Source organism: Microvirga sp. ACRRW, assembly GCF_022346925.1.
In the GTDB taxonomy this organism is placed as follows: Bacteria; Pseudomonadota; Alphaproteobacteria; order Rhizobiales; family Beijerinckiaceae; genus Microvirga.
In genome coordinates this window covers 230,476-256,317 of the sequence record NZ_JAKRNJ010000006.1, presented here as the reverse complement: position 1 = coordinate 256,317, position 25,842 = coordinate 230,476, and the positions used below count along the sequence as shown (strand labels likewise).

Here is a 25,842-nt window from a genome sequence, read left to right as displayed (position 1 = left end):
TCTTAAACCAGGAGCGCGTTTTTGAACGGAGCCGGGGTTTACGCGGCGCGGTTGACCCGGTGTAAAGTCTTTTCGACTTTCTCCACCTGCACCGTCACGTTCCGAGACGCTTCGTCCGCCATCTGGATGGCGAGTTCGGCAATGCGCCGGCTGTTGTCGATGGTCAGCTCGACATTGTCCCGGATAAGCGCGGCTTGTGCGGCCATAAGGTCGGCCATGGAGCGGCATTGGGCGAGGGCAGCCAAGCCGTCGAGGTTCCGCTGCATTCGCTTCTGGCTCAGCTCGAGACATTCGCGGGAGACGTCCTGAAGCCCGCGTGTCAAAGTCGTGCCGGATTGTGCGGCTGCTCGGAGATTTTGCGAGGCCTCCGTCGTCAGTGCATGAGTCTCGCCATCGGGGCGCTCAAAGAGATGCATCGCTTGTCCTGTCGAGCGGCGCGTCAATTCTGAGAACGCGTTGAAGCTGTTCTCAACGGCCTGCTGCATGGTTTGAACGATTGTCTGAGCGCTTTCCGCGCCGGCGCGCATGGTGTCGGCCCAGTCCTCGGCGACGCGTTGAGCCGCTTCGGCCTGACCCCGCATGCTCTGGGCTTCAACTCGCTTCGTTTCGCCGATGCTTGTCATCTTTTCCTCCACCTTTTCGATGACTGCCTCCACTTCCTCATCGCTTAGGACTTCGAGGACAGCAGGAATAAGCTCTTTCCTGTCATCCCGAATATGCTGCTGGAAGATGGTCCTCAGCCGGGCGACGCGGTTGAGGAAGTCGCCATCGTTTTTCGGCATGCGCTCCAGTTCCGCCAGGAGCGCGATAGTTTCCTGATTGTCGTTGACCGCCATCTGCACGAGATCCTGCATCCCGCGCCGCCTTAGAACTGGGAAGAGATGCTCCTCCTGAAGATTTGCAAGGAGCTCCAGCTCTTCCTTCAAATCGGCGAAGAGGCGCTCGCGTGTCTTGACCGCGGTATCGGATGTTGCAAGGAGCTTCTCGAATAGCTCGTTTGCCTTGTCCGGCGGTGTCTGGCTGAAACGTCTGTGATTGGGCATCGTGCCTCGCTGTTGTGAAAAGTGTTTTTCGTCATTTCACTCGAACGCGAACTATCAACTGAACTCGAACATACAAGCCGCAAGGCCTCGCCCCGCTGAAGACTTGGGGGAGGCCTTTCAATCATGCTCACTGATTAGGCTGCTTCTCTGGCGCCTGAATACACAGTAGGATCTCTGTGTTCTCCTATGCGGAGTAACTAGGACGCGAGCACGTTGATATAGATTTGATTAATCTGTGTTAATTTTGGGGCGCTGAACGAAGATCGTTCGTCATGCATAAATGCGTGAGGAAGCATGTCCCTCACGCGTGAAATGATTCAGTTAAACCCATGGTAGAGCAGCAAAGACTCCGAGGCTGACTTACGGACGCTTCGGTATCTCCAGGCCTCGCTGCACGGCAGGGCGGGCAAGGCCGCGCTCCAGCCAGGCGGGAACATTCTTGAGCGTGTCGTATTCCACGAGTTCGCCTGCGCCGTAAAAACCGACGAGATTGCGAACCCAGCCGAGCATCGAGATGTCGGCAATGGTGTATTCGTCGCCCATGATCCACTGATGGCCTTTGAGGCGCGTCTCGAGCACACCGAGCAGACGCTTCGACTCTGCGCGATAGCGCTCAAGAGGACGTTTGTCCTCGATCTCGCGTCCCGCGAATTTGTGGAAGAAGCCGAGCTGCCCGAACATCGGACCCAGCGCCGCCATCTGGAAGAACACCCATTGGATGGTCTCATAGCGCTGGCTCGCATCCTTCGGCAGGAGCTTGCCGGTCTTTTCAGCGAGATAGAGCAGGATCGCGCCGGACTCGAAAAGGGCAAACGGCTTCCCGTCGGGACCGTTGGGATCGATGATGGCCGGGATCTTGCCATTGGGGTTGAGCGACAGGAACTCCTCGGTCCAGGTCTCGTTCGCGCCGATATTGATCGTGTGCGGCTCGTAGGGCAGGCCGATCTCTTCCAGCATGATCGAGACCTTCACGCCGTTGGGCGTCGGCAGTGAGTAGAGCTGCAGCCGGTCGGGATGGGCTGCGGGCCAGCGGCGGGTGATTGGGAAGGCGGAGAGGTCGGCCATGAAATGCTCCTGGGGCGTGCCTGCGATTGAACTCAGGCTTCCTTGAATTGTTAACGGCTCGTCCGATTCTGGGAAAGGGAGCGGCATGGCTCGGCATGATGACGGTTCGATGTCACGGCGTGAGATGGTTGGCGGCGCGGCCGCTGGCCTGGCCTCAGTAGCGGGCCAAGCCGTTGCGCAACCGGCGAATACAAGGAGTGTCGCCATGGAAGATCCGACCACGAAGCACCCCAAACCTCCGTTCCGCTCGCAAAGCCAGCCCTGGCCGGGTCTCGCGGGTCAAATGGACCCGCGACCCGATCACGGCGAGACGAGCTACAAGGGCTCGGGCCGGTTGCAGGGGCGCAAGGCGCTGATCACAGGAGGCGATTCCGGCATGGGACGTGCGGCCGCAATCGCCTATGCCCGCGAAGGCGCGGATGTGGCGATCAGTTATTATCCCAGCGAAGAGCCGGATGCCCAAGAGGTGATTGCGCTCATTGAGAAAGAGGGCCGAAAGGCCGTGGCGCTGCCAGGCGACATTCGGGACGAAGCTCTTTGCCAGAGTATCGTCGCAGACGCCGTGCGCGAACTCGGCGGGCTCGACATTCTCGTCAACAACGCCGCGCGTCAGCAACAACGGCAATCGCTTCTCGACATCACGAGCGATGATTTCGACGCGACGATGAAAACGAGCATCTATGCCATGTTCTGGCTCACCAAGGCGGCGCTGCCGCATCTGAAGCCTGGATCGGCGATCATCCAGACCACTTCGGAGCAGGCCTACGATCCGTCCGAGAACTTGATCGATTACGCCATGACCAAGGCGGCGATGATGAACTTCACCAAGTCGCTCGCCAAGCAGCTCGGACCCAAAGGTATTCGTGTGAATGGCGTCGCGCCGGGGCCGATCTGGACGCCGCTACAGGTCAGCGGCGGTGCCACACAGGAAAAGCTGCAGCAATTCGGCGGCGACACGCCGATGGGGCGTCCGGGTCAGCCGGCGGAGCTGGCCTCGATCTATGTGCAGCTCGCTGCCTCCGATGCGAGCTATGCGACCGGCCAGATTTATGGTGCAGCCGGTGGCAGCGGGCATCCTTAGGACGACCGGCCCCGAGAGACGACGCGCGGTAGGAGGTCCTGCTTGCTGCCTGCAGTCACGATCATGCGGTTGACTTCGCCCCTGAGGAAAGCCTGCAGGAACCGGTTGTAATCCTTGAACGACACGCAGCCATTCGAGTCCCCGTTCGGTCCGAGCATGTAGGTGTGGGCGAGAATACCATCGCGCCCATAGATGGCAGCGCTGCCACCCACCGGGTTCATGCGGATGGCGCGGACGCCATGGAATAAGGCTTCGCGCTCGGTGAGAACGTAGGTTCCAGGCGGCGTTGCGCCCTTCATGCGCACATTGACGTAACGAGGATCATCCATCTTGTCGCCAAGACCGGAATGAGCCTCCAGCCGTTCGCCGTTGGGCATGATGACGACCTGGGCGCTGATGTCATAGACAGCCGTCTTGTCGCCTGCCATGGGGACGGCATTGAAACGGCTACTCGGCGCGATGCTGCCTGTATTCAGCGCGGCATAACCGAGAGCGGATTCAGGCGGCGTCGCGGGTTTGATGCCGAAGAACTTCTCGAAGAAGGATGGGCTGCTGTCTGGCGCGCTCGGCGCAGCGGCAACCGTCATGGGAGCAGTGATCCGTGTGCGTGCTGCTCTCGGCGTCTCGAGTTTTGTAGGTTCAGGGGCACTTGCAATCCGGAATTCGGCAGGCCGCGGTACGGGCAACGGTATCGGAGCTTGTGCAATCTGAGGCTCAGATGCGGGCGGGGCATTGTCTTGCATTGTCGGGGCGGCAGGCTTCCCGGCATTGGCAACGGCGCGCGGAGCGTTGAAGGGCCTGAAATTCGTCGCGAGCGGCGCGTTACGCGCGAAGGCGAGCGCTTCCGCCTTCATGCTGAGCGTAGGCTCGACCGGAGACCAATCACCATCGTCGGATGCAACCGCTATGACCGGAGCCTGTGTGGGCGTGGGGCTTGCCGTTCTCGCTGAAACTTCAATCCTGGGAGGTGCGTCCTGAACCTGCAGCTTCGCGAAGAAGGCGACGGGGCTCATGGAGATCGCCACGAGGGCGGCCGTCATGAAAAAACTGCGCCGGCTTTTCCGCCGGACGCGGCGTGACGGATAGCGGTAATGCACCATGGCGAACTCTACGCAACAACTCAGCCGCGCACGGTATGTCCCAGCTTAAACAGCCGGTCCCGGGTTGCAGGATTTACCATGCACGAAAGAACACTTTCACACCGGCCCATTGAACGACGGTTTGGTTAAAACATGAATAATCGGATGGCGGGGCCTTCAAGAGGGCGAAGAAACGCCCCGCCTGGGCAAACCAGCGGACCCTGACGAGACATGTTAACCGCAGGGATTACGCGTAGATACATTGGCTGCAGAGTTGAGTTTTTCCTCGGCGAAAAGCTTAGGCTGTGAGGTCTAGGTCCATCTCGAACTGGCCGATGGGCGTGCGCTCGAAACCCATGCGCGTGATGAATCCTGCCGCGAGTTCTTCCGGAAAGTTGGCGGAGATCACTAGGTCCTGCTGCGGATGGGCGGCTGCGAGCGATGTGATCATCCTGCGCCCCAAGCCGCGCCCTCGCGCATGGCGTGCGACGACAAGGGTGCGCAGGCTTAAAAGATTAGGCTGAGGGGCCGGTTCGACGATGGCGAAGGCCTCTTTCGAAAGCGCCAGCCCACGAGCAGGTGCGGTACAAGCCGCCAGTGTTTCCGGCGCCATGAACCAGGGTAGGTCGGGCGCACCTTCCGCCGCGACGATGCGGGCGACGGTGAGCGGATCTACCTCAACGAGGTCGGTTACATCCGCCGGGTTGATCGATCCTGCCGGGCGGCGATAACCGACAAGATTTCGTCGGACTTTGAAGCCGAGGCTTTTGTAGAGGCGCACGGCGGGCTCGTTAGAGGCGATCACTTCCAGCAGCAGGCGGCGGTCGCCTGCTTTACGCAGATCCTCCATCACCGACTGCAGGGCCGCGCGTCCAAGACCTTTTCCGCGGAAGTCGGTGACTATGCCCATAGCCCCGATCCGCGCTGTCCACCCCCTGCGTACGACGAGAACGAGCGCCACCGGATGCTCGCCTTCCACGAAAACGCGGCTTGCCTGAAGGTCGAGGTTCTCCCGCCGGAAGCGTCCATTGAAGGCCTCGCCGGTCATCGTCATGGGTACCACATATGCCTCGAAGCAGGCGGTCATGATCTCGGCGAGAGCATCCGTTGTGAACGCGAGGGCAGGGCGGCTGACCACGCCAGCGGGGAGGGGCATCAGGTTCATCTCCAATCAATGCGAGTCGCCAGCAAGGGCGGAAATGTTTCAATATCACACTTGGAACGGCAGTACACAGAGGCGCATCCTGGCTGTGATTGGCCTGCGCATTAAGCGAGGAAAGGGGCCTGCCATGCGAGCGGAAAGGGTGCGGCAAATCCGTGAAATAGCCTAAATTCCCATTTACCTAAGTTAATGTGATGCGATCAAAGTCCTTGTGTCTGCCGCGCGGTCATAGATCACGCGGCATGGGAACTTCCAAAACCTGACGAGGGACCCTGACGATGGTGAACAACATCGAACTTGTGTCCAAAACAACAACGTCAAAAATCGTGGGGAGCAAGAGACCGATAGCGATTCCGCCGACTATGTTGGCGGGAGTAGGGCGTGCTCTGCCGTCGGGCTATATCCATCTTGGTGTTGCCAAGGAAATCGTGCCTGCCTTGCGCGATTTCGGTATCGATCCCGATCCGCTCATACGGGAGGCCGGGCTCGATCCATGTCTTTTCGACGATGAGACGAGTGTCATCCCGCATGCCGCCCTGGGCCGGTTGCTCACCTTGAGTGTCGCCCACACCAACTGCCCTCATTTCGGATTCCTCGTGGGTCGGCGCGCTACGATCCTGTCGCTCGGTATCGTCGGGCGGCTCATGCTGCACTCGGAAACGGTGGGTGACGCCCTGCATGCCCTCGTGACGAATCTCTGTATCCAGAACAAGGGGGCCGTTCCGTCGCTCACGCTCATCGGCGATACGGCATTGTTCACCTTTTCGATCTATCAGCTCGAGAGCGAGAGCGCGGATCAAATTTCGGACGGGGCGATCGCAGTCGCAGTCAATGCTTTACGCACTCTGTCGGGCTCCGGTTGGAATCCGACAGAGGTGCTGCTGGCTCGGACACGCCCGGCGGATCAGGAGCCGTACCGGCGTCATTTCCGGGCGCCCGTGCGGTTTAATCAGGAGAGTGCTTCCATCGTCTTTCCGGTCCAGGATCTGAAGCTGCGCATTTGTGGTGCGGATCCCATGGTGCGTGTTCTGCTGGAGGAGCGCATCCAGCAGCTGAAAGGCACCGAGGTTTCAGAATTCTCCGACGATATCCGGCGTTTGTTGCGCACGCGATTGACGCATCATCGATGTACGGCGGATGACATAGCTGAGCTCCTGGCGATGCACCGCCGTACTCTGAGCCGCCGCTTGAAGAATGGGGGGATGGGTTACAGAGCCCTCACCAACGAGATCCGGTTCGAGATCGCTCGGCAATTGCTGCAGGATACCGAGGTGCCGCTTGCGCAAATCGCGGCTGCTCTCGGCTATTCCGAAGCAAGCGCTTTTACGCGGGCCTTCCGCCGCTGGTCGGGCCAGACACCAACGAATTGGCGATGCGACGGCCATCATGGGTGACATATCCGCGCATCGTTGCCTGTCCGAAACTGTCAATTCGATGGCTCAACGGGTCAAGCAGCAGGGCTCGAAGAGGTCATAATTCTCTCGGCAGGAAAACCAGCCGAAGCAAGCGCGAGTTTGGGTTAAAATCCCGTACCCGCAGGTCTCTTCGCGCCCGGTGCCAATGACAACAGCCCATCGTGTGTACGGCGAGGAGGCCATGATGACGGTTGCGGTTTCAGCTCAAGATGCATCTCAGCGACGGCATGACAAATACGACCGGCTGGTTGCGGTCGCACGATCTCTGCCGAAGCTGAAGGTTGCCGTGGTTCATCCATGCGATGCGGCTTCCCTGGGCGCGGTTCTCGAGGCGGCGGAACTCGGCCTGATCGAGCCGATCCTCGTCGGGCCGCAGACCAAGATCATGGCAGCTGCGGAATCTCTTGGTGGGGATATGTCCAATATGCGGATCGTTGATGCTCCGCACAGCCATGCGGCGGCGGATGCGGCGGTCGATCTCGTGAAATCCGGGCAGGCCGAGGCATTGATGAAGGGCAGCCTGCACACCGATGAGCTCATGGGTGCCATCGTCCGCCGCGAAGGCGGCCTCAGGACTGCGCGCCGGATCAGCCATTGCTTCGTCATGGATGTTCCTGACCATGAGACGGCGCTTATCATTACCGACGCGGCGGTCAACATCGCGCCGACGCTGGAGGACAAGGTCCACATCGTTCAAAACGCCATCGACCTCGCTCGCGCCTTGCGGGTCGATCCGGTGCGCGTGGCGATCTTGTCGGCGATGGAGACCGTGAACCCGAAGGTGCCCTCGACCATCGAGGCCGCGGCGCTCTGCAAAATGGCCGATCGCGGGCAAATCACCGGTGGGATCGTTGATGGTCCACTCGCACTCGACAATGCCATCGATCTCGGCGCGGCCAAGATCAAGAAGATCCAATCCCCGGTCGCTGGGCAGGCCAATGTCCTGGTGGTGCCCGATCTCGAAGCCGGCAACATGCTCGCCAAGAGCCTGACTTTCCTGGCCGATGCGGATGCGGCGGGAATCGTGCTCGGCGCGCGCGTTCCTGTGATCCTCACGAGCCGGGCCGACTCGACCATCACCCGGCTGGCCTCATGTGCAGTCGCGTCTCTCGTTGCCGATGCACAACGCAAGCAGCTCGCCATGCCGGAGGTCTAAAGCATGACTCCCGTCCTCATCGTTCTGAACGCGGGCTCTTCGAGCCTCAAGTTCCAGGTCTACGACATGTTCGATGGCATGGAACCTCGGCTCGTCTGGAAGGGGTTCTACGAGGGTCTTGGAGGTGCTGTCCATTTCATCGTTAAGGACACGGGCGGCACGCCCCTCGATGAGATGACATGGAGTTCCGGCGACGGCATCGGGCATGAGGAAGCGCTGATGCATCTCATATCGTGGCTGCGCTCCCATCAGGAGAACCGCAAGCTTGCGGCCATCGGACACCGGGTCGTTCATGGCGGTGGGGCCTTTGCCGCGCCGACATTGATCGACGAGGCCGTCATTCAGGAACTTGAGAAACTGGTGCCGCTCGCGCCGCTGCATCAGCCGCACAATCTCGAACCGATCAAGATCGTCCAGCGAAGGCTTCCGGGCATGCCTCAGGTTGCCTGCTTCGATACTGGCTTTCATCAGACGCAGTCCGACATCGCGAGCCTGTTCGCCCTGCCACGCGATATGCGCGAGCGAGGTGTGCGCCGCTACGGGTTCCATGGCCTTTCCTACGATTACATCGCGTCAGTCCTAAAGGACTACGATCCTCGCCTCGCGGAGGGGCGGGTCATAGTCGCCCATCTCGGGAACGGCGCGAGCCTCTGTGCCTTGAATGACGGAACCAGCATCGCGACAACCATGGGTTTTTCCGCCCTCGACGGCCTGCCCATGGGCACCCGTTGCGGCGCCATCGATGCCGGTGTCGTCTTTTATATGCTGCGCGAGATGAAGCTCTCTCCCGAAGAGGCTGAGCGCATGCTCTATACCAAGTCCGGACTTCTCGGAGTCTCCGGAATCTCGAACGATATGCGGACGCTGCGGTCGAAGGCAGCGACGAATGCCGATGCCAAGCGCGCCATCGACATGTTCGTCTACCGTATTACGCGCGAGATCGGCTCCCTCGTTGCTGCGCTTGGCGGCCTCGACGGACTCGTGTTCACCGCTGGGATCGGTGAGAACGACGTGGCGACCCGCGCCGAGGTGATCGCAGGCCTCGCATGGGCCGGTCTCACCATCGATGAAGCTGCTAATCGGACAGGCGGACCGCGCATCTCGGCCGGATCAGGGCCCACGGCATGGGTCATTCCCACCAATGAAGAACTGGTGATCGCCCGGCAGACGCGCAGCGTGCTCGATGCCGTTCAAGCCAAACTCGCATCATGAACAGGGAGGTCGGTGTCATGGAAACGCTTAAGAGTAAACCGGATGAGAAGGCTCAAGAGAGCCTTGCGGTCGAGACGTTCATGTCGGCGGATGACCTACGCAACTACATGACCGAAATGCAGATGGCGAAGGCCATGAAGTCGGTCGATGGCATGGATCGCGCCGAGAAGGCCCGCCAGGACCTGATCAAGCGCATGGCCACACCCATAGACCTCACGCCGGAGGCATTGCAGGAGATCTTGCAGCCGCTGCGCTCGAAGCTGCGGTCGGCGGCGGAGCGCGGCCAGAACGAGCTAATGGTCATGCGCTTTCCCAATGCGCTGTGCACGGACCATGGCCGCGCGATCAACAATTCCGATCCGGGATGGCCCGACACGCTCACCGGGCGCCCGCGCCAGGCCTACGAATTGTGGCGTGACCAGCTCCGGCCCGCGGGCTTCAGGTTGAGCGCTCTGATCATCGAATGGCCGGGCGGGCTGCCGGGCGATGTCGGCTTCTTCCTCAAGTGGGGTGATACGAAAACATAATCCCAACCTTGTATGGACGGATCAGACCAATGCTAAGAAACGAGCCGGTTCTCGAACCTGAGCGGCAGGACTTGGATACGCGGTTGACAGAACTGGGCCGCATGCATGTGAAGGTCACAGAGGTCTATCAGGAGCGTTATGCCAAGGCCATGCAGCGCTATCTTGAGGCGATGCGGGCGGCGAGTGATGCATGGAGCGACAGGCCCATGGATCGGATGTCTCCGTTGGATCTTTGGCGCGACGCCAGTTCCTACTGGCTCGACTTCACTCAACGATCCATCCTGTTCTGGGACACGCTGCGGCAGCGTGGCAACAACTGGATCGAGCACGAGAAGGCCGGCAAGCCGCCTCTGCTGGATTTCGACTGGGAGATGATCGCGGACGCACGCATCTTCGAACGCCCTGCGAACTATGCCCTTGTGCGCATCACTCCGCCAAAGGGCGTCGAGACCGATCCCGAACGGCGGCCTTTCGTCATCATCGACCCGCGCGCAGGGCACGGGCCAGGGATCGGCGGGTTCAAGCAGGACTCGCAGGTGGGTGTGGCGCTCAAGGCGGGCCATCCGGTCTATTTCGTCATCTTCTTCCCGGAGCCGGTGCCCGGACAAACGCTTGCGGATGTCTCCCGCGCCGAGGCCGAGTTCCTGCGTATCGTCGGCGAGCGTCACCCGAAGACCCGTAAGCCGGTGGTGATTGGCAACTGCCAGGGGGGCTGGGCCTCGATGCTCGTCGGCGCACTCGAACCGGACCTCGTCGGCCCCATCGTGATCAACGGCGCGCCGATGTCTTACTGGGCCGGCAACGACGGCGAAAATCCCATGCGCTATGCAGGCGGTATTCTCGGTGGAACCTGGCCTGCGCTTCTCGCCAGCGATCTCGGCGCCGACAGGTTCGACGGCGCCCATCTCGTCGAGAACTTCGAGTATCTCAACCCGGCCAACACCTATTTCGACAAGTACTACACGCTTTTCTCGAAGATCGACACCGAACCGGAACGCTTCCTCGAATTCGAGCGCTGGTGGGGCGGCTTCTTCCTGATGGACCGGCAGGAGATCAAATGGATCGTCGAGAACCTGTTCGTGGGCAATAACCTCGCGGATGGTGATGCGGAATGGTCCGAAGGACGCGCCTTCGATCTGCGGGCGATCCAGTCGCCCATCATTCTGTTCGCGTCGCTTGGCGACAACATCACGCCTCCACAGCAGGCGTTCAATTGGGTCGCGGATCTCTATCCGACCACGGAAGCCCTCAAGGCGAACGGGCAAGTCATCGTCGGCCTGATGCACAAGAGCGTCGGCCACCTCGGCATCTTCGTGTCCGGTGCCGTTGCCAAGCGGGAGCACACGCAGATCGTCGATCTGATCGAGTATATCGAGCATCTCCCACCGGGCCTCTACGGCATGCAGGTCGAGGAGCACAAGGCGAATGGCAGCGTGCGCTACGACGTGCTGCTGACCGAGCGCCGGGTCGAGGAGCTTCAGGTTCTGCAGAAATACGGTCGCAAGGACGAGCTGCCGTTCAAGGCGGTCGAGGCCACATCCGAGACACTCGCAGCCGCCTATGAAACCTTTGTCCATCCTCTCGTTTCGTCGGTCGTGACGCCGACAGGAGCGGCCGTGCGGCGGGCCATGCATCCGCAACGGGCGCAGCGCTGGGCGGTGTCGGATCTGAACCCGTTTCTGTGGCCGCTGCAGGGCATGGCGGACATGGCGAGGGCGAACCGGGTGCCCGCCAAAGGTGATGGCCCCATGGCCATGATGGAGCGCTGGACCGCAGCCGCGACATCGGCCACGTGGGGTCTCTATCGTGATTTGCGCGATGCGGCGGTAGAGAACACATTCTTTCGCATTTACGGTTCGGCCAGCGTTGGCATGGCGGCCGATGACAAGGGAGCCATAGCGGATGAGCCCATCGACGTGCGAGGCGCTCCGGTTGTGAAGGAGGCTTTGGCGCATATTGACGACGGTGACCCGACACGGGCCATCGTCCGCACGGCGCTTCTCTTGATGAAAGCAGGCACCGGACGACGGCGGCTTTCGGCCATGAAGCGAGCGCGGGACCTCGTGGGCAAGGACATCGGTCTCGTTGACATGCCTGCAGAAGCCGCCCGCGCGATCATTCGCGAGCAGTCCTACATTGTCGACTTCGAGCCGGAAAAGGCGCTCAGGGCATTGCCGAAGCTTCTGCGGACGGCGGCGGATCGGCGCGGGCTGCTCACCTTGCTCGACCGACTCGAGAGCCAGATCGAGCCCAATGCCAAACAGATTGATGTGATGGCTGAGATCAGGCGGCTTCTCTCCGAGGAAGAAATTGGTGGCGAGGCTAAGGCCGGGCCGATTACGGTGACGCTGCCGGAGAACATCACTGGGGCAGTGCCGAGGCCGAGGCCAAGCGCTCCCCGCCGCCCGCGCGACCATCGACGCACGAAGGCAAGTCCATGAACGATCAATCGGCCGAACGGACCAATGTCGCCCTTCAATCGAAGGTTCTGCACGGCAAGCGCGCCCTCATCATCGGCATCGCCAACGAGCATTCGATTGCCTATGGCTGTGCGCGGGTCTTCCGCCAGCTCGGCGCGGATCTCGCGGTGACCTACCTCAACGAGAAGGCTCGACCTTATGTGGAGCCTCTCGCCAAGGAGCTTGGTGCTTCGATTGTCGCACCCTGCGATGTCGGGCGCAGCGGAGAGCTCGAAGACGTCTTCCGGCAGATCCGCGAGACCTGGGGCAGCCTCGACATCGCGCTGCACTCCATCGCCTTCGCGCCGAAGGAGGATCTGCAGGGGCGTCTTCTCGACAGTTCCGACGAGGGATTCAAGGTGGCGATGGACATTTCCTGCCATTCCTTCATCCGCATGGCGCGGCTGGCCGAGCCCCTGATGAGCGAAGGCGGAACCCTTCTGGCGATGAGCTATCACGGCGCCAACAAGGTGGTGCCGAACTACAACCTCATGGGCCCGGTGAAGGCGGCGCTGGAGAGCGCCGTCCGCTATCTCGCCTACGAGTTGGGCGACAGGCACATCCGGGTTCATGCCGTCTCGCCCGGCCCGCTGAAAACCCGCGCGGCCTCCGGCCTGAAGGATTTCGACGTGCTTCTCACCGAAGCCGTCGAGCGGGCCCCCATCGGCGAGCTTGTCGACATCGACGATGTCGGCCTCACAGCCGCCTATCTGACGACACCCTTCGCGCGGCGGCTCACCGGAACCACCACTTACGTGGATGGCGGGCTCAGCATCATGGCCTGAGGCTATCCTTGGGCTTGGCGGACAACGTCTTGGAACGAAGGAGAGCGATCCATGACCAGTATGTCGAAGACGTCCCGGCTATCGGATGCGATGCGCAGCACCCATGAGCTTGCCCTGTCAGGTGAAGGCAGCCGCGCGTTGGCAGTCGCCACGGAAACGTGGTTCAGCGCAGCTGCCGAATGCCAGCGCGAGATGATGGGCTTCGTGTCGATGCGTCTTGAAAAGGACGGCGAGACCACCCGCGAGATAATGGCCTGCAAGACTCCGACGGACGCGGCGGCGATTCAGACGCGCTGGCTCGAGGAGACCCTGCGCGACTACAATGCCGAGATGACCAAGCTCATGACCATCTGCACCAAATACGCGAACGGCGGGGCGCGGACAGGAAGGTGAGCGGGCCCAGGCCGAGGCCGGCCTGAGCCTGGAGAAGGGCGAGGGCCGCGCAGCCGGAAGCGACCAGCCTATTGCGACTTGCGCGGATCGTCCGCCGGATTCACGTAGGCGATGCTCCAGGGGCCTCGCGTGCTCAACTGCACGACGGTCTCCTGGTTGATCTGCACATAATGCTGCGTGCCCGGCGCCATGGCGATCACGCCGCCTGTCGTGATGGCTTTGGTCTTCGCGGCGTCGAATTGCGGCCCCATACCGAGATTGAACTCGCCGTCGACGACGGTGACGACCTCATCGACCGCGTGGGTGTGCGGCGGGATCTTGTAGTTCGCCGGGAGCTTCAGGCGCATCATGAAGATGCCGTCCTTCGACGGGTCCCCGTAGAGCACCGACATCTGCGCGCCTTTGGGCAGGGAAGGAGGACCATCTTTCCAGGTCACGTCGGCGGCATTGACCATGGTGTGCTGCTGCTGCTGGGCGAGGGCGGGGGTGAGAGAAAGAAGAAGGGCCGAGCCGCATAGGGCGGCCTTAATCGTGGACGACTGCATTCCGACCTCCCGGAAAAAGGGTTGATCAGGCGGACGCAAACGCGGGCGGCGAGAAAGCATCCGCCGCGAAGGAAAGGCTCTGCCTCTCCGACGCGCAAGTCAAGGAAGCGCAAGGAAAGCGCGTGCCGTGGCGCACCTTCCCGGTCTCCGACCTAGAGCGGAAAGCCTACTTACGGCCGTGAGCCAATTCCGGTAGGAGATCGTTCCGCATGGGACGGCATACCAGCCCCACGCTCTCGACATTTGTAGTGCGGCAACGGCTTAAGTTATCTCAAACCATGGCCTTTCGTGATTTCCTCCTGATGCTCTTCGTCTGCTTCGTGTGGGCGGCGCATACGGTCGTCAGCAAGCTCGTCGTGTCAGGGATGGAGATCCCGCCGCTGTTCTACGCGGCGATCCGCTTCGGCATTGTGGGCCTCGTGACCCTGCCGTGGCTGCTGCCCGCCCCGAAGCCCACGTGGCGCATGCTGGTGGTCGGCTTCCTCATGGGCGGCGGTGGCTTTGCCCTGTTCTTTCTCGGCATCAGGACGGCGAGCCCGTCCAGCGCCTCGATCGTAGGCCAGCTCGGGCTGCCGATCACGACGCTGCTCTCCGTGGCCATGCTCGGCGAGAGGATCCACTGGAGGAGGGGGCTCGGCATTGCGATCACCTTCATCGGCGGCATGCTCGTCATGTGGGACCCGTCGAGCGGGTTTCCTCTCTCGGCCGGCCTTCTCCTGATCCTGCTCGGAGCCGCCGCCGGATCGCTCGCCGCCGTGATGATGAAGCAGATCAAGGGCGTGAAGCCCATGCAGTTCCAAGCCTGGATCGGGCTCGCCTCCGTCCTGCCTCTCGTGTTCCTGACGGCGGGCCTCGAGACCGGGCAGCTCACCCGGGCCACGCAGGCCGGATGGCCCTTCGTGGCGGCTCTTCTGTTTTCCGCCCTCATCGTGTCGCTCGTCGCCCACACGATCTATTACGGCCTGATCGGCAAATATCCCGCCAACCTGATCGCGCCTCTGCTGATCATGAATCCGCTGATGACGGTGGGGATGGGCATCGTCATCACGGGCGATCATTTCGACGCCCGCATGGCGCTCGGAACGGGATTGGCCCTGTGCGGCGTCCTGATCATCGCGCTCAGGCGCAACCACATGATGCCGCTTGCCAGCGTGCTGTGGGGCCGCTTTCGCTGAAGCGCAAAATCTCAAAGGCATGGGAGAATGACCTCGCGACCGGTGCGGTCCGAAGGTGATGGGGTCGAGGGAGGCGCGAGGAGGCGTCCGGCTCGATGCTGTGAGTGAGAGAAGAACCCGACGGCTCCTCGCGCACGGTTCTTTTAGGCGTACACCGTGTCTTTCAACGATGGGCCTCCCGCCGACAGGCTTGCGAAACCTGACACAGGACCGCTCCCGGCTCCGACAATCACGACGCCTCGCGAGCGCGCCCCTCGTTGAGCCGGGACACACAACCTATAGCCAAGGTTAGGAACCTTGTCAAGAACAAAAGAAGAACATTTGCATCCGACCAAGGCGTCCTCCCTGTCCACCTCCCGTCATCCCGGACGGCGCAGCCGAGCCGGGATCGTCAGCCGAGTAAAGCACGGGAATACCTCTCCCGAGCGGGAGAGGTCGGAGCGCAGCTCCGGGTGAGGGCATGTCCTCTCCGGCAAGGGCGCTTCCTCACCCCTGCCCCTCACCCACTCGGGAGAGGGGATTTGCGCCATTCTCGTCCTGCGATCCCGGGTTCTGCTGCGCGGCCCCGGGATGACGATGGCGGAACGTCAAAAGGCAGGGCACAGGCCCTGCCTTTCTCGTTCGACGCTTCACTAAAATCAGTCGATGGTGTGAACGCGGCGGCGCACGACCGTCGTGCTCACCCCGTCATCGTCATGCATGCGATGGCCGGGAGCGAACTCGCGGGCCGAGCGGACGGTGACGCGCTTCTTCACCTGACCGGGAGCATAATAGGATGCGCCGCGACGGGTGGTGGTGACGGTCGACGTGGTGGAAGGCTCGCGCACCACGCGGCGCTCACGAACGACGCGCGTGGTTCTCACGTCGTCATCGTGCAGCATGTGATCGGACGAGGTCCGCGTGCGGATTTCCACGGATTGGGCGGATGCCGTCGCACTGATGCCGACGGCAAGAGCAGCGGCGAGAGGACCGGTTTGAATAAGACGCATCTGAGAACTCCTTCAACAATCTCAGTAGCGGTCCCAACGTGCGCCCGATCCGTACCGTTCCAGCTTGGCCATGAATTTTATCCATTGTCAGGATGCGAAACCTGAGGTTGGCCAATTGTCTCAAAAGGGATGATCCTGCCATGGCATCGCGCCCGCGCACCTTCTGTCAGACCAGGCAGGTGGAGATCCGGAATCGCGAGAGCGATCGATTGAAGCGTGACGCTTCCCACGTGTTCTCAAAGCTGGAGTTTATGGATCGCCACGCTCCCCGTGCAACCTCTCAAGCGCGCCTGCGCGGGAATGACAGGAGAGGTTCAGGCGGCTTATCCTGCTGATGATCACGCCTGCTGCTTAAGCTCTGGGATGACGGGGCGGCGAGGGGGCGCGGACACGGACAGGAGATCGGCGCCATGGCTGACACAACGGACAATGCTCACGTCCTCATCCATCCGCCGGTCGCATGGGGGCTCGCCATCTTGGCCGGGCTTGCGCTCAACTGGGTAGCAGCCCTGCCGTTTGTGCCGGACGATTGGCCTGCGGGCTTGATCGGCACGATCATCTTCGTTGCCGCACTGGCGCTGGCAGCCTGGGCCATCAGGACGATGACCGGGGCCGGTTCCAACGTCCCGACGAACCGGCCCACCACCGCCATCGTCGAGAGCGGGCCTTACCGCTTCACGCGCAATCCCATCTATCTCGGCATGTTCTTAGGGTTGGTGGCTTTAAGTATCGCGTTCAACGATCTCTGGTTGCTGTTGATGCTGGTGCCGTTTGCGCTCGTCATCCGCTATGGCGTCGTAGCGCGCGAGGAAGCCTATCTCGAACGCAAGTTCGGCGAGGTCTATCGCAACTACCGCACCCGCGTCCGGCGCTGGCTGTAGTGCGCCCGCAGCATCACGCTCAACCGAGAGCCATCCCCGCAGCCTGCCTGCATGCATCGACGAAAGCCGCGAGCCCGGCTTGCAAGGTGCTCATGGCATCGGCCTCGCGCAGATCGACGGTCACGCCGGCCTCAGGCACCATTCGTGCGGACATGGTCTTGAGGATCTCCGCCAGCTGCGCCTGCGCATGAGAGGCGCGGGGCGCGGTGTTGATGAGCATCACCGGCTTGCCGGGAAAATTCTCGCAGCCGACGAGCCAATCGAGCGCGTTCTTGAACGCGCCCGGAATCCCATGGGCATATTCGGGACAGGCGATCACTACGCCATCCGCTGCCGCCACCTGCCACCGCAAATCCGCGACGCTCTCCGGCAGCGCGCTCATCTCCACATCGGGATTGAAATGGGGCAGGGCACCGATGCCCTCGTAGAACTCAACCGCGACACCCCCCGGCGCGAGCTTTTGCAGCGCGCGCAAGGCGCTGGTGTTGAACGAGCCCGCGCGCAGGCTGCCGGACAGGGCGAGGAGGTGCATGGGCTTAAATCTTATGTCCCGTCGATGGGCTCTTCTTCGGCTTAGCCGCCTTGGACATATTGAGCGCGACAGCGGCGCGGATGAGCGCCTTGAACGCCTCCTCATCGATCACCGCGCCTTCATGAAGATCGATAGCGCGGCGCGCATTGCCCTCTAAGCTGGCATTGAAAAGCCCCGCCGGGTCCTCCAGCGCAGCGCCCTTGAGAAAGGTCAGCTTCACGGCGCTCTTATACGTCTCGCCGGTGCAGATGATCCCCGCATGCTCCCACACAGGAACCCCGCGCCATTTCACCTCCTCGACCACGTCAGGATCGGCCTGCCTGATGAGCGCCCGAACCTTCGCCAGCGTCGCACCGCGCCAATCCTTCAGCTCCGCGATTTTCGCGTCGATGAGTTGGGAGGGAGGGGGTGGTCCCTGCTGAGAGGCGGGTGCTGGCATCTGCATGGTTGCCGTGGATTTTGTCACGGTTGTTTTGCGCGGAGGCGCATTGATCGGGAATTTGGCTGATTACTATTCGACATTGCTATCCTTAGCGTGTGTTTCAGGGTGATCTGACCAGCCACATGAGCCGCATGTCGAGTAATAGTCTCCATCAGGACCGATATACCGATCATAATGGCTTCTTATGTCTCTCGATTTGCAGCGTGGACAAGCGTCAATATCTCCTGTTCTATTTCGTACTGTAAGCTGAATGGCATGACCTAAGAGGGTATCGCATGAGTGTATACAGATCGATGATGCTGCTGAATTCGCATCGCGGTCATGCGCTAGCCAATTTGCAAGCTGCCAAGTCTCTTTTCCGAGAGCTTTTATGTAGTGCCGCAACTGCTTGTTCGAAGAACCTGGGCACAGAATATTCATTAGGAGTTCAAACCAACCGACAAAGTCTGCGTTTTTAGGATGTTCCACATCATGAGGTACCAAGACGTGACGGCGCAGTGCAGCAATTAGAGAGAGTAGGCATTCCCTAAGCATCAAGCCGATAGCTTGAAACTCCTCAGGCTCAATTGCGCGCTCATGTCGATTATGAGCCTGCTGTTGACGACGATGAAGCTCCTCAAATGGCTCGTAGTCACTCTCTTCTTCTGATGAAGAGCGTGACCTTAGCCTCATCATCAAGCCGATGTGAAATGACAGTGTATAGTCAAGGCTAGGAAAGTGCTTTTGTGAGTATAAATTTGTTAGATTAGTAATTACCCACCAGCGGTCCTCATCCGTCACAACATCCCAGATCTCATATTTCGCGCCTAGAACGTACTCTTCTTTGACCTTTTCAACGTGTTTAACGTCTTGTTCTGTTTCTAGCTCAACGTATCGCGCGATATCCTGCTCAGCATCCGGGTCACGGACAGGGCTGTAACGTGCCATCTCCTCCGGTGGCACAGGGTGATCATGCACAACGCAATCTGTCTTGCCGCCTTCTTTTCCATCGCTCATAGCCGGTGCGTCCCATTGAAAAGAAAGGCTGGCTAAGCCCAGCCACATTTGTTGAACCTACTGCTGCCGATCCTGTATGGGTCTCATAAGCATGGACCAAAAGTACTCAGCAGCTCCTTCATAAGTCAGGTGTCGTTTAGGCTGCTCACCCCAACTCCACATACCAGAGGCTTTGAAGTAGAGACCTTGGTCATCCGCCTCTACATCAAGGCTCTCATTATAGCTCCCGTCATCAATGCGATCGTTTGAAGAAAATGTGATGCCTGTTTCAAACCGTCCGCCCAGCTGGATTTTACACCGCGAGAGAGACTTTCCATGACGGTAGATCACCGCTGTAAAACGGTTCGCATCAATCTGCTTGAAGGTTGTTTCTATACCCTCATTTCGCTCTTGCAGTTGCTGCAATGAGTTTTCGAAAAACTTCGCCATGAAGGAAAATCCTTCATCCAAGAAGCGGTCTTTGTCCGCTTCTGTAAAGGTCTTAGCAAGACGCAGGTTGCTAGAACGCGCTCCATGAGAGATGGACTTTGTACTCATCTGCTCACGGTGTGGTGTAACAAGTGAAGGCTTAGCCTTTGGAAGAGCGGTTTTGATTTTCTGCACAACATCAAGGAATGCCTCATCTAAGTCAGTCCATGTATTGATTGGCTTTCCGTCTTTGGGTGCTGCAAGTAGCTTTCCGAACGGGGCAGACTTCCATTCGCAATGGCGTAGTATGATAGGAATTACTCTCGCCTCGCCAGCAACATGACGCTCCATCGCGCGCGTCACTTCAATATCATAGCAATAGTCGGACGCTAGGAAGTCAGGTGAAACTAGGAGCAGGATTACCTCTGCCTTTTCTAATTCAGAGCGTATGCTGTTATCGAGATCGCTGCCAACGGCAATGCGCCTATCATGCCAAGCATCGATAAGACCCTGCCGCTTAAGCATTGCGAGGTGAACCTCAAGGCGGTCACGAAGATCTTCATCTTTATGCGAGTAAGAGAAGAATACGGTCGACAAACTGCTCTCCTAATCTGCTCAGGGGTGCGTAAAGGGCTCGTCGAATGACGAGCCCAGGAGGTTACCGATCCTTCTCAAGGTCGATCCGATTACATTGAGGGCAGTGCGCCTGCCCAACGGACTTACCTCGACGCTGAGCTTCACGAACTTCTTCATCTGTGAGGATTGTGACCTCAAATTTATGGCCACAGTTTCGGCAGTAGTATCGAATGCGCATGGACATTGAGTTTGCTCTCTCACCAGCTTATGAGTTGTATATATTGCGACTTGCAACCTAAAGCGATAATTGATTCATCATTTGTTCTTTGGCTAGCAAAAACCCCGGAAGCGCATGGCTGTGGAAGACCCCAAAGGATGCCGCTGGAGCAGGTGTAAGTGTTTGCAATGTAACGAATATATATTCCTATGTGCCGCAAGCTTCCAACTTTGTACCCTATAGTTTGTCAGCACTCTGGAGCCTCGAATTCTGCCGCACCTGCGGCGTACTTCCCCTCGCAGACTGATTTCTGGGCATAGGCAACAAAAAAAGCCCCCGGGCAGTCCCGGAGGCTTGAAGCGTTTGGAGAATGGCGTTCGGTTAAGTGTGCAGGGACGCCGTCCAGACTCGGATCGCGTCACGCTCGTAGAAGCTGGCGTGTACCTCACCGGGATCGAAGCACGGTACGATCCCGGCCTGGCGCAGGGCCGGCTTCAGCGTCCGCATCGCCCAGCCGTGCTCGCGTGCAATTGTGCTCAGCGATACGAAGCGTGCCGCGAATATCTCGACTTCGGACGGCAGCACCACGGTCTGCTCATTGCGCTTGACCGGATGGATCACCCGCGTCGCGGGCAGGTGACCAGCTGCGATCAGCGCCTTTACCACTCGGGTGTCGGTGCCGAGCGCCTTCTCGACTGCGCGCAGGGACAGGCCGCCATGGTCAGGCCGGCGCACGAGGGGCTTGATCTCATTAGGGTCGACGAGAACCGAGAGGTAACCCGTCGTCCGCGCGTCGCGTCCGACGCGCACCAGCCGCCCGTCCAGGATCAGCCCGACGATTTCCATTGCCGAGCAGTTCGCCTTCTTCGCCGCTTGCAGAATGGATACAAGATCCGCCTCACCCTCGACCGATACTCGCGCCATGAGCCGGGCGAGGAAGGCGTCGAGATCCGAACGGGCAAAAGCATGGTGATTGAGGTCCTCCGTGCCGCCCAGGATCATCGGGCGGATGAAGCCGGCCTCGAACAGCAACCGCTCATGCGGCCGCGGCGCGTTCAGATATGCCCGGGCCTGGGTCAGCGGTAGGGAGTCCGCCACTTGCTCAAGGAAAGATTGAGCGGCCCGAGCATCGAACACCGTCCGCTCATCGCTGAGTTTTGCAGACGACTCCCGGATGTGGCCCGCAGCGTGCAGAAGTTTCCTGAGCCGCTTGGGATGGACGCCGTACTCGCGCGATGCGGAATGCACGGAGTGGACCTTGCGCTCCACTGCCTGTCCAAGGACGAGCTCGCCGTCGCCGATCGGCATGGTCTCGGCGACATGGCGCCGGATAATGTCGCGGATCGGATCGTAGGCGGTGTCATCGGTTTCATGCGCAAGCCAGTCGTGCAGGCGCCCGAACATAGCCTTCGGTCCCGAGCCGTTCCGATCATAGCGGAAAGCGTCTTGGAGGCCGGACAGGAACATGCGCAGGCTGCCTTCGCCCGGCTCCGCGATGGCGAACCCAACGGCGCCAGCGTCGTACCAGTCTGCCTCGGACAGGGTTTCGAGGCGGACCTGCGCGCCATGTTTGGCCACCGCTCCGACTATCTCGCACAACCGCGCCCCGGCATAGAAGGGCAGACTGTCGAGGAAAGGCGAGATCGGCCGGCCGAGACGGCGGTCGCCCAGCGCCTTCTCGAGCGCCGACGGCTGGCGTTCCGGCGCTTGCAGCGCAAGCTGCTCGAGCCGCGGGAGGACGGGCTTCACCAGAAAGGCGAAGTCGTGCATCAGGCCGGGTGTCTCGTCGCGCGACAGCTCCACGAGGCCGCAATTGTGCTGGGGACAGGTGCGCAGCGGGGCGATCAGCCAAGCATTGCGCCCGTAGGGACGGCGTTCAGGAACGCTGCCGCCCGCCATGTCGTCGAGGAGACAATGGGGGCAGCCGCGCAATGTCCGGCGGCTGAGGCTGGTGCGAGTGAAGATCTCGCCCCCGAGTCTGTACTGGCGCTCTCCGACCCGCACGAGGGCCGCAGCTTCGAGGTTGGCGGCGTCGATCCGGCTCAATTCGGCAAGCCGCCTGATGGCGGCCGCCTCACCATCGACGATCGCCTGGAATGAGTAGGCCATGTCGAGGCAGAAGGTGCGCGCGGTTCGCCGGAACAGGGATGCTAGGCCTGAATTCAGGCTGGCCAGCGACTCGTCCGCACCTAGGGTGATGGGAACGGGAACGATGGTCTGCATCACTTGGTCCTCGGGTTGCTGGATTTCTTGGATTTCTTCCCAGCCTCGTTCGCCTCGTCCTCATCGGCTGCCTCGTCGGGGAACAGCGCCCGGCGGGCATCGATCGCCGTCCAGTCGCCTTGGGCGGTGAAGACGTTGAGCCCCTCCGGACATCCGGTGCGCCTGTCGTAGGCCTTGGCGAAGTGCACTGTCTCCAGTGTCGGGGACTCGGCCCTCAGCGCCTGGCCGATTGCATCTTGGATGAACTCGATCGTGAGGCCGAGCTCACCTAGGCTGGCATGCATCAGCCGCGACACGAGTTCGGTCCTGCGGACGTCGCCGAGATCGAGCCCGCCCTTGGTCTTACCGTAGAAGGCTATCATGCTCTTGACCATGGGAACGTCCTTGGGAAAGCGCAGAGGATCGAAGCGCACGAAAGTGCAGCGGCGCCGGATTTGGACGTCTTCCTCGATGAAGGCGGCAACTTCGGGCAGGCCGGACAGGATCAGGTTCACGGGCCACCGCGGGTTCTGCAACAGGCTTTTCAACGAGTCGCGGATCTTCTGGATCTCGACCGGGTTGCGGCTCAGGAGCGCGTGCTGGAACTCGTCGATGTGCAGGAAGCGCATGCCACGCAGCTCGAGATTGTGGCGCACGAGATCCCACGCCTCGGATTCTTTGGGATCACGGTGGGTCTGATAGCCTGTTGCGGTGTTGATTGTCTTGGCGAGGATTCTCATGGTGCAGGGGGCCGGCGCTGTGACCGACAGGAGGAGCGGACTGGGCTTGCCGTCATCTGTCAGAAATTCGGGGTTGGTGGCGAACTGATGCTGGAGGGTTCGCGACTTGCCGGCGCCGGAGCCGCCGATCAGCACGAACGTTCGCCCCTCGGCGAGGCGGCCATGCGCCTCGTGCTCATCCGACTCGACGGCGGCGAGGTTGCGCAGAAGCGTATCGGCCAACTCCTCAAGACCCTTCCTCACATCTTTGTCACGGTCCGTCTCGAAATGGGCCGCCTGAACCTCTAGCTCTCGGGCGTTGCGGGCGGCGCGCTTGTCGCCCTGGAGACGGCGCAGGCGGGCGACGGGATCATCAGCTGGCGTCTCAGAGACGGCGGGATGGGCGGTGTCGCTCACGGGCGAAACCTCAGGTGTCGGTGCGGCAGGGTTGAAGAAGGTGACGGCGGTGGAGAGGTGCGGGTTCTGCGGGTCGGTCATAGGGACTCCAATAAGGTTCGGAACGGGAGGAACGGGCAGGCGGGAGCCGACGGGCGGCTCCCGGGGGCGGGGCAGGACGGGCATGGTCACTCCTTGGTGAAGAAGGAGCCGCCGTAGTCGTCGAAGCCGTCTTCGAATTCGTCCTCATCGAGGGATACGGGACCAGCAGCCGAGGCCACGTCGTCGTCACTCGACGCGGACGCGGTGTCGGCTTCGGCGTCGAACAGCAGGTCCTCAATGTCCGCGGCTTCGCCGACGGCACGGTCCAGATCGAACGTGCGGAAGTGCAGCCGCTCGAACTTGTCGTAGTCGACGCCGCGCAGGATCGGAGAGGCGATGCCCGCGCGTCGTGCGGCCTCGTCGGCCATGGCGCGGATCTCGCGCATGGCTGCGAACACCACGTCTTCGGTCAGTTTGGCCTCGTCGGCATACTTGCGGCGCAGCACTGCCTGCGCGGCGACCCAGCGTTGGACGGGCACGCCTTCGAAGCCTTCGCGTTTGCAGGCGACGGTCAGCCAGCCGTCCTTGGTGCGCACCGAGACGTGGCCCAGATTGTCGGGATCGATGCGGACCAGTACTGGCTTCTGGCCTACGTGGCGACGCGCCTTCTGAAGCTCGAGCGACTGATAATTCAAACCAAGGAAGCGTACGCCCGAATTGGTGATGCGGCGCTTGACGGTGGTGCCGAAGAGCGCGCGGGCTTGGTCCGCGTCCGGCCCTGGCAGGATACCGTGCTCCTGCACGCCGTCGCGGTACACATTGGCCGGCGTGCGGCCGCCGAGGCCTGCGTGGGGCCGCTGATGATGGACGTCGACGAGCCAGCGCACGATTGCCTGGCCGAGGATATCGGCGGTAGTGGAAGCGCGGGCTTCGCCGTTGTAATCGCCCTTCTCGAAGATGTCGGCGAAGGTGCGGCCCTCGAACAGGGCGACGAGCATCTCGTGGATCGAGCGGTAGAAGCGCTCCTTGCGCGCGCGCAACTGCGGCACGCCCGCCGGGGTGATGTGGTGGCGGATGTCCAGGCCAAGATAGACGGCGCGCACGTCGTCGGCGATCTGGGCGGATCCGGCATCGTTGCAGGCGGTCTCCCACGCAGCATCGGTGCCCTGGTCCCACGCCGCAGTGCATCCCGCAGCGAGCGCATAGGCACTCTTGTCGGACATGCCCATGGCGATAACGGCGATGGTGGCGGCTGAGGAAACTTCCTTCACAACACGGGCCGAGAGGATGCAGCGCGAGTAGGCGTCAATCGCCGTCACGAGCTTGAAGCGGTGGGTCCCGATCGCCTTGCGCTCTTCTGCAGTCATGGTCTTCCAGACCCCAGCGTCGACCAGTAGAGACTGAAGCTGGATGGTCCACTCGTCGAGCTCGACGCGCTCAAGCGGGCGGCTGACCTGAAGGCCGCCGTTGACGATGAAGAACTTTTTCTTCGCGGCTTCCTCGCCCTCGCGGGCGGCGTAGACCTGCATCGGGTCCATCTTGCCGATTACCCGCTCGAACGCGGCGCGGCTGGGGGTGACGAGAGGCCGTTTTTTTGAAGCCTTGCGCGCTTGGTTGCGCGTGTTGATCTCCTCCTTGAGGTTGGCGTAGAGCGTCGCCATGCTGGGCTTGAGCGTGCTCAGGTACCGCTCGGCATAGGTGTCCATGAGCTGCCGCTCCTCGAGCGGCAGGCGCAGCGTGCGGTCGCCACTGAGCGCGTAGCGGTCGCACAGGCTCATGGGTTCGAAGCCGCAGGCCTCGTACTGCTTCAGCCAACGGCGCACGGTGCGCGGACTGGGTGCCCGCGGCAGGACAATGGACTTGGAGCTGTGGCGGCCCTTTGCGTCTTCCTCATCAATCAGCTCGGCCCTGATGGTCTTGATCGCGATCTTCATGGACTTGTCGGAGAGGGAGACGAGACCTTGGGCTTGTAGTTGCAGGAAGCGGTCGCAGATGCGCTGGCGGAAGATGACAGTCGTTCGAGCACGCTGCGTCAGGTCGAGCAGGGTCACATTTCCGGTCAGCGAGCGCAGCTCGGCCTGGACGGCATGGAAATAATTGCGCTCGACTTTGAGACGGCCCTGGCGGTGCAGCGTGTCGAGCTCGGCATGGGTGAAGGTCTCGCTAAGGTTGGGGTCGTCGAGACGGCGCATCACGTGCCCGTTTCCGGTGCTGGAGAGCGGGATGCGAGCGGTGCCGTCGATGGTGATGCGGTCGTACCGGGTGAAGCGGCGCGGCGCGATCACGCGCTCGATGGCGGTGTCAGAGGTGAGGGCGGGAAAAGAGGTAGCGTTCGTCATGGGAAA

At 61.1% G+C, this 25,842-nt stretch carries 22 protein-coding genes and 1 pseudogene; 10 read left to right on the top strand and 13 right to left on the bottom strand.

What is annotated here, in order from left to right; translation table 11 throughout:
* Positions 1 to 38: 38 nt before the first annotated feature.
* Together MHY87_RS15405 and MHY87_RS15400 are read right to left on the bottom strand one after the other, a co-directional pair.
* Positions 39 to 1,043 (bottom strand): phasin family protein, encoded by a 1,005-nt coding sequence (locus MHY87_RS15405; RefSeq protein WP_239353219.1) that lies wholly within the window; start codon positions 1,041 to 1,043, stop codon positions 39 to 41.
* A 360-nt stretch (positions 1,044 to 1,403) separates the two neighbouring features.
* Complete coding sequence (locus MHY87_RS15400; protein WP_239353218.1) at positions 1,404 to 2,108, bottom strand: glutathione S-transferase N-terminal domain-containing protein; 705 nt, start codon at positions 2,106 to 2,108, stop codon at positions 1,404 to 1,406.
* Between the two features lie 85 nt (positions 2,109 to 2,193).
* Here MHY87_RS15400 and MHY87_RS15395 point away from each other — a divergent pair, with 85 nt between their 5' ends.
* Entirely contained in the window at positions 2,194 to 3,189 is a 996-nt protein-coding gene (locus MHY87_RS15395) for an SDR family oxidoreductase (protein ID WP_304611132.1), read from the top strand.
* On the opposite strand, the gene MHY87_RS15390 is transcribed toward MHY87_RS15395, so the two are convergent.
* Positions 3,186 to 4,229, bottom strand: a complete 1,044-nt coding sequence (locus tag MHY87_RS15390) for a DUF2778 domain-containing protein (RefSeq protein WP_239353216.1) — start codon at positions 4,227 to 4,229, stop codon at positions 3,186 to 3,188. The genes MHY87_RS15395 and MHY87_RS15390 overlap by 4 nt on opposite strands.
* A 337-nt stretch (positions 4,230 to 4,566) precedes the next feature.
* Positions 4,567 to 5,424, bottom strand: a complete 858-nt coding sequence (locus tag MHY87_RS15385; protein WP_239353215.1) for a GNAT family N-acetyltransferase — start codon at positions 5,422 to 5,424, stop codon at positions 4,567 to 4,569.
* Between the two features lie 368 nt (positions 5,425 to 5,792).
* Here MHY87_RS15385 and MHY87_RS15380 point away from each other — a divergent pair, with 368 nt between their 5' ends.
* The 7 genes and pseudogenes from MHY87_RS15380 to MHY87_RS15350 all read left to right on the top strand — a co-directional run bounded on the left by MHY87_RS15380 (position 5,793) and on the right by MHY87_RS15350 (position 13,377).
* The gene (locus tag MHY87_RS15380) at positions 5,793 to 6,824 is read left to right on the top strand and encodes an AraC family transcriptional regulator (protein ID WP_239353214.1); all 1,032 of its coding nucleotides are present in this window, start codon (positions 5,793 to 5,795) and stop codon (positions 6,822 to 6,824) included.
* A gap of 109 nt (positions 6,825 to 6,933) precedes the next feature.
* Positions 6,934 to 8,001, top strand: a pseudogene (locus tag MHY87_RS15375) (phosphate acetyltransferase); the annotation flags it as partial.
* 3 nt (positions 8,002 to 8,004) lie between these two features.
* On the top strand, positions 8,005 to 9,213 hold the full coding sequence (locus MHY87_RS15370; RefSeq protein ID WP_239353212.1) for an acetate/propionate family kinase: 1,209 nt from the start codon (positions 8,005 to 8,007) through the stop codon (positions 9,211 to 9,213).
* A 17-nt stretch (positions 9,214 to 9,230) separates the two neighbouring features.
* Positions 9,231 to 9,740, top strand: coding sequence for a hypothetical protein (locus tag MHY87_RS15365; RefSeq protein ID WP_239353211.1), 510 nt, complete (start codon positions 9,231 to 9,233; stop codon positions 9,738 to 9,740).
* Positions 9,741 to 9,841: 101 nt separating this feature from the next.
* The gene (locus tag MHY87_RS15360; RefSeq protein WP_239353315.1) at positions 9,842 to 12,181 is read left to right on the top strand and encodes a DUF3141 domain-containing protein; all 2,340 of its coding nucleotides are present in this window, start codon (positions 9,842 to 9,844) and stop codon (positions 12,179 to 12,181) included.
* Positions 12,178 to 12,984, top strand: a complete 807-nt coding sequence (fabI, locus tag MHY87_RS15355; protein WP_239353210.1) for an enoyl-ACP reductase FabI — start codon at positions 12,178 to 12,180, stop codon at positions 12,982 to 12,984. The genes MHY87_RS15360 and fabI overlap by 4 nt, the downstream gene beginning before the upstream one ends.
* 51 nt (positions 12,985 to 13,035) lie before the next feature.
* Positions 13,036 to 13,377, top strand: a complete 342-nt coding sequence (locus tag MHY87_RS15350) for a phasin family protein (RefSeq protein ID WP_239353208.1) — start codon at positions 13,036 to 13,038, stop codon at positions 13,375 to 13,377.
* Positions 13,378 to 13,445: 68 nt separating this feature from the next.
* Here MHY87_RS15350 and MHY87_RS15345 read toward each other — a convergent pair whose 3' ends face one another.
* Positions 13,446 to 13,922 carry a cupin domain-containing protein gene (locus MHY87_RS15345; RefSeq protein WP_239353206.1) on the bottom strand — a complete coding sequence of 159 codons (477 nt, stop codon included), beginning with the start codon at positions 13,920 to 13,922 and terminating at the stop codon, positions 13,446 to 13,448.
* Between the two features lie 278 nt (positions 13,923 to 14,200).
* On the opposite strand from MHY87_RS15345, the gene MHY87_RS15340 reads away from it, so the two are divergent.
* Positions 14,201 to 15,097 carry a DMT family transporter gene (locus MHY87_RS15340; protein WP_239353205.1) on the top strand — a complete coding sequence of 299 codons (897 nt, stop codon included), beginning with the start codon at positions 14,201 to 14,203 and terminating at the stop codon, positions 15,095 to 15,097.
* 638 nt (positions 15,098 to 15,735) lie between these two features.
* Here MHY87_RS15340 and MHY87_RS15335 read toward each other — a convergent pair.
* The gene (locus MHY87_RS15335) at positions 15,736 to 16,086 is read right to left on the bottom strand and encodes a hypothetical protein (protein WP_239353203.1); all 351 of its coding nucleotides are present in this window, start codon (positions 16,084 to 16,086) and stop codon (positions 15,736 to 15,738) included.
* A 410-nt stretch (positions 16,087 to 16,496) separates the two neighbouring features.
* Here MHY87_RS15335 and MHY87_RS15330 point away from each other — a divergent pair, with 410 nt between their 5' ends.
* Complete coding sequence (locus MHY87_RS15330) at positions 16,497 to 16,967, top strand: isoprenylcysteine carboxylmethyltransferase family protein (RefSeq protein WP_239353201.1); 471 nt, start codon at positions 16,497 to 16,499, stop codon at positions 16,965 to 16,967.
* Positions 16,968 to 16,986: 19 nt separating this feature from the next.
* Here MHY87_RS15330 and MHY87_RS15325 read toward each other — a convergent pair whose 3' ends face one another.
* The 7 genes from MHY87_RS15325 to MHY87_RS15295 all read right to left on the bottom strand — a co-directional run bounded on the left by MHY87_RS15325 (position 16,987) and on the right by MHY87_RS15295 (position 25,836).
* A complete protein-coding gene (locus MHY87_RS15325) occupies positions 16,987 to 17,499 on the bottom strand; it encodes an NADPH-dependent FMN reductase (protein WP_239353199.1) in 513 nt (170 codons plus the stop codon).
* Between the two features lie 4 nt (positions 17,500 to 17,503).
* A complete protein-coding gene (locus tag MHY87_RS15320; RefSeq protein ID WP_370644951.1) occupies positions 17,504 to 17,965 on the bottom strand; it encodes a DUF1801 domain-containing protein in 462 nt (153 codons plus the stop codon).
* A gap of 45 nt (positions 17,966 to 18,010) precedes the next feature.
* Positions 18,011 to 18,937: a hypothetical protein gene (locus MHY87_RS15315; protein WP_239353197.1), complete on the bottom strand. Its 927-nt coding sequence runs from the start codon at positions 18,935 to 18,937 to the stop codon at positions 18,011 to 18,013.
* A 57-nt stretch (positions 18,938 to 18,994) separates the two neighbouring features.
* A complete protein-coding gene (locus MHY87_RS15310; RefSeq protein WP_239353195.1) occupies positions 18,995 to 19,942 on the bottom strand; it encodes a toll/interleukin-1 receptor domain-containing protein in 948 nt (315 codons plus the stop codon).
* A 577-nt stretch (positions 19,943 to 20,519) separates the two neighbouring features.
* Positions 20,520 to 22,361: a TniQ family protein gene (locus tag MHY87_RS15305; RefSeq protein WP_239353193.1), complete on the bottom strand. Its 1,842-nt coding sequence runs from the start codon at positions 22,359 to 22,361 to the stop codon at positions 20,520 to 20,522.
* Positions 22,361 to 23,641 (bottom strand): ATP-binding protein, encoded by a 1,281-nt coding sequence (locus MHY87_RS15300; protein ID WP_239353191.1) that lies wholly within the window; start codon positions 23,639 to 23,641, stop codon positions 22,361 to 22,363. The genes MHY87_RS15305 and MHY87_RS15300 overlap by 1 nt, the downstream gene beginning before the upstream one ends.
* Before the next feature lie 2 nt (positions 23,642 to 23,643).
* A complete protein-coding gene (locus MHY87_RS15295) occupies positions 23,644 to 25,836 on the bottom strand; it encodes a Mu transposase C-terminal domain-containing protein (RefSeq protein WP_239353190.1) in 2,193 nt (730 codons plus the stop codon).
* Positions 25,837 to 25,842 lie beyond the last annotated feature (6 nt).

Coding starts and splice junctions, on each gene's coding strand:
- MHY87_RS15405 (WP_239353219.1), bottom strand. CDS start 1,043: ATGCCCAATCACAGACGTTTCAGCCAGACACCGCCGGACAAGGCAAAC.
- MHY87_RS15400 (WP_239353218.1), bottom strand. CDS start 2,108: ATGGCCGACCTCTCCGCCTTCCCAATCACCCGCCGCTGGCCCGCAGCC.
- MHY87_RS15395 (WP_304611132.1), top strand. CDS start 2,194: ATGGCTCGGCATGATGACGGTTCGATGTCACGGCGTGAGATGGTTGGC.
- MHY87_RS15390 (WP_239353216.1), bottom strand. CDS start 4,229: ATGACGGCCGCCCTCGTGGCGATCTCCATGAGCCCCGTCGCCTTCTTC.
- MHY87_RS15385 (WP_239353215.1), bottom strand. CDS start 5,424: ATGCCCCTCCCCGCTGGCGTGGTCAGCCGCCCTGCCCTCGCGTTCACA.
- MHY87_RS15380 (WP_239353214.1), top strand. CDS start 5,793: ATGTTGGCGGGAGTAGGGCGTGCTCTGCCGTCGGGCTATATCCATCTT.
- MHY87_RS15370 (WP_239353212.1), top strand. CDS start 8,005: ATGACTCCCGTCCTCATCGTTCTGAACGCGGGCTCTTCGAGCCTCAAG.
- MHY87_RS15365 (WP_239353211.1), top strand. CDS start 9,231: ATGGAAACGCTTAAGAGTAAACCGGATGAGAAGGCTCAAGAGAGCCTT.
- MHY87_RS15360 (WP_239353315.1), top strand. CDS start 9,842: ATGCATGTGAAGGTCACAGAGGTCTATCAGGAGCGTTATGCCAAGGCC.
- fabI (WP_239353210.1), top strand. CDS start 12,178: ATGAACGATCAATCGGCCGAACGGACCAATGTCGCCCTTCAATCGAAG.
- MHY87_RS15350 (WP_239353208.1), top strand. CDS start 13,036: ATGACCAGTATGTCGAAGACGTCCCGGCTATCGGATGCGATGCGCAGC.
- MHY87_RS15345 (WP_239353206.1), bottom strand. CDS start 13,922: ATGCAGTCGTCCACGATTAAGGCCGCCCTATGCGGCTCGGCCCTTCTT.
- MHY87_RS15340 (WP_239353205.1), top strand. CDS start 14,201: ATGGCCTTTCGTGATTTCCTCCTGATGCTCTTCGTCTGCTTCGTGTGG.
- MHY87_RS15335 (WP_239353203.1), bottom strand. CDS start 16,086: ATGCGTCTTATTCAAACCGGTCCTCTCGCCGCTGCTCTTGCCGTCGGC.
- MHY87_RS15330 (WP_239353201.1), top strand. CDS start 16,497: ATGGCTGACACAACGGACAATGCTCACGTCCTCATCCATCCGCCGGTC.
- MHY87_RS15325 (WP_239353199.1), bottom strand. CDS start 17,499: ATGCACCTCCTCGCCCTGTCCGGCAGCCTGCGCGCGGGCTCGTTCAAC.
- MHY87_RS15315 (WP_239353197.1), bottom strand. CDS start 18,937: ATGAGCGATGGAAAAGAAGGCGGCAAGACAGATTGCGTTGTGCATGAT.
- MHY87_RS15305 (WP_239353193.1), bottom strand. CDS start 22,361: ATGCAGACCATCGTTCCCGTTCCCATCACCCTAGGTGCGGACGAGTCG.
- MHY87_RS15300 (WP_239353191.1), bottom strand. CDS start 23,641: ATGCCCGTCCTGCCCCGCCCCCGGGAGCCGCCCGTCGGCTCCCGCCTG.
- MHY87_RS15295 (WP_239353190.1), bottom strand. CDS start 25,836: ATGACGAACGCTACCTCTTTTCCCGCCCTCACCTCTGACACCGCCATC.